Source organism: bacterium (genome assembly GCA_026708015.1).
GTDB lineage: Bacteria > Actinomycetota > Acidimicrobiia > Acidimicrobiales > Bin134 > Poriferisocius.
Window position 1 is genome coordinate 1 of the sequence record JAPOVT010000038.1, and the last position, 2832, is coordinate 2832.

At 65.3% G+C, this 2832-nt stretch carries 3 protein-coding genes; all 3 read left to right on the forward strand.

What is annotated here, in order from left to right; all coding sequences use genetic code 11:
• Window positions 1-1069, forward strand: a 1069-nt coding sequence (locus OXG30_08540) for a DUF4143 domain-containing protein (GenBank protein ID MCY4134946.1), incomplete at its 5' end; no start/stop codon positions are given.
• 58 nt (window positions 1070-1127) lie between these two features.
• Window positions 1128-2444, forward strand: a complete 1317-nt coding sequence (locus tag OXG30_08545) for a hypothetical protein (GenBank protein ID MCY4134947.1) — start codon at window positions 1128-1130, stop codon at window positions 2442-2444.
• The coding region (locus OXG30_08550; GenBank protein ID MCY4134948.1) for a hypothetical protein at window positions 2392-2832 on the forward strand (441 nt) is incomplete at its 3' end. The genes OXG30_08545 and OXG30_08550, both read left to right, overlap by 53 nt.

A 2832-nucleotide genomic window follows, 5' to 3' on the forward strand; every position in this document is an offset into this window, starting at 1 on the left:
GCAGGGGGCGCCGTACCCCCCCCTCTGGGGTGTCCATCGACGCGCCGTCGATGCCGACCGCCGCCCGGGCAGATTCATCCTCACCGGGTCGGCATCGCCTTCCACTCGCCCAACCCATTCCGGGGCCGGCCGCATCATCAGCGTCCGGATGCGTCCCATGTCTCTCGTCGAGCGATGGTGGACACCGGTATTCCAGACCCCGACCGTGAGCCTGTCCTCATTGCTCGCCGGCTCGCGTCCCAACATCAGCGGCGACACCGAAGCAGGACTGAGTGACTATGTGGACGCAATTGCCACCGGAGGATTCCCTGGTATGCCGCACGAGACTCGCCGAGGCAACCGAGCCGCCCTCAACGGTTACGTGAGTCGAATCATCGACACCGATTTTGCCGATGCCGGGCGATCGATCCGCAATCCGGGGGCGCTCAGGCGGTGGATGACCGCCTGCGCCGCAGCTTCCTCCACCACCGCCTCCTACGAAGTCATCCGCGATGCCGCCACCAGTGGGCAGGGTGACAAACCCAGCCGACAGTCCACCGCTCCCTACAGCGAAACCCTTGAGCGGCTTTGGGTGCTCGACCCGGTCCCAGCCTGGATGCCCACCCGGAACCGCCTGGCCAAGCTAACCAGCGGGCCGAAGCACCAACTGGCCGATCCCGCACTGGCGGTGGCCCTCTTGGGTATCAGCGCCGACGCCCTCCTCGACGGTCAAACCGCGGGGCCGCCCATCGCCCGCGACGGCTCGCTGCTCGGCCATCTGTTCGAATCGCTCATGGCCCTCAACCTTCGGGTGTACGCCCAAGCCGCAGAGGCCTCGGTCGGCCACTTCCGCAAGCAGGGGAACACGCGGGAGATCGACTTTATTGTGGTCCGACCCGACGACCGGGTTGTCGCCATCGAGACCAAGCTCTCCCAGACGGTGAGCAGCAAAGACGTGCGCCATCTCCATTGGCTGCGCGACGAGATCGGCGACGACCTCCTTGATGCGGCCATCATCACCACCGGACCAACCGCCTACCGCCGCAATGACGGCATCGCCGTGGTCCCCGCCGCCCTCCTCGGACCCTGACCATTACCGCGGCCAGCGGCTCGGGGAACTGTCACCGGGGTTCTCTAGAGTCTGACCCGTGAGCGTCAAGGTCGTCTGGACCCCCTACGGACCGTCCGCCACCGAGCGGCTAGGCGAGCAGATCGCCGCGTTCAAGCAGGGCGATCCGCTGTCGCCGGTAACGGTGGTAGTGCCCTCCAATATCGCCAAGCTGGGGACTCGACGGGCTCTGGGGGCCAAGGTCCCGGGGATTGCCGCGGTGGAATTCCTCAAGCCTTTCGACCTGGCTGAACGCCTAGCTGGACGGCAAATGGCGATGGAACATGAGCGCAAGCCGCTTTCTGGACCGGTGCTCAGCGCGACCGTGCGGAGCGTGCTGAACACCGACCCCGGCCTGTTCCAGGCCTCGGCCCGACACCCCGCCACCGAGCAAGCCTTGGTGCGGTCTTACCGGGACTTGCGGGAGTTGTCCGACGAGCAACTCGACACCCTGGCGTCTCAAAGCCGTCGGGCCGGCGATGTGGTCCGCATCTGCCGCCAAGTGGGAGAGGTGCTTAAGCCGAAGTGGTACGACGGCCACGATCTGAATGAACTGGCCATCAACGCATTGAAGTTGGATTCGGTCAGTAACATCCTTCACGGATTCGGCCCGGTGATCATCCACCTGCCACAGCGGGTCACCCGATCACAGGGTTCTTTGGTCGCCGCATTGTCGGAGGCAGCGCCGGTGGCGGTAATCGGCGGGCTGACCGGAGGCGAGAAGGCCGATGGCGCGGTTATAGAGTCGATCAGCCGCATGGGTGCAGTTGTCGACCCGCTGTCCGAGACCAGCCCACCCCACGGCCAGCGCATCATCACCACCTCCAGCGCCAATGAGGAAGTCCGAGTGGCGGTCCGAGAAGTGGTCGACGCGGCCCGGGAAGGCATCCCATTGAGCCGCATCGCCGTGCTGTGCGGCGGTGGCGAAAAAGTGATCCGCCAGCTTCACGATCATCTCGATGCCGCGGGCATCCAATACAACGGTCCTGGCGGGCGCACCCTGGCCGATTCGCTGGTGGGCCGGGGGCTCGTAGCCATGTTGAACCTAGATGGCCGTGACTTCCGCCGAGACGAGGTGTTCGCCCTGCTATCAGTGGTCTCTGCCACCGTGTCTCGTGAGGAAGAATCCAATGACCAGCCCACGCTGGCCGCTGATCTGGTGATGGCGTGGGAGCGGGTGTCGCGCCGGGCCGGGGTGGCCCGGGGTTCCGAGCAGTGGGAGACGCGGCTCAACCGGTACGCCGAAGAGCAGCGGAATGCCGCCCAACAAGAACAGCGCGATCCCGATCGGATGGAGGGACGGGTTGAGCGGCGGCGCCGAGAGGCCGACCCAGATCATCAGCGACCTGTCTCCTGAACCGGAGCCAGCCACCTGGAAAGACTGGTGCGACTGGATCATGGAGCTGATCCACACTTATCTCGGCGACGAGGAGACCCGGCAGCACTGGCCCGCAACCGAGCAGGAATCCGCCAACAAAATCGAGGGAATCCTCGACCGTTTGGCCAACCTAGACGAGATTGAACACCGTCCCCGAACAACCACATTCCGACACACCCTGATTTCGGAGTTAGGCGCACGCACCGGGAGGGTGGGCCGAGTCGGGCACGGGATGCTCACCGAGGAGATCGGCGCCTCGCTGGGAATGGAGCTGGATCGGGCAATTCTGATCGGCATGGCCGAGGGAACGTTTCCCCACAGCCCCTCCGACGATCCGCTCCTGCCCGATCGGGAACGCAAGACCGCT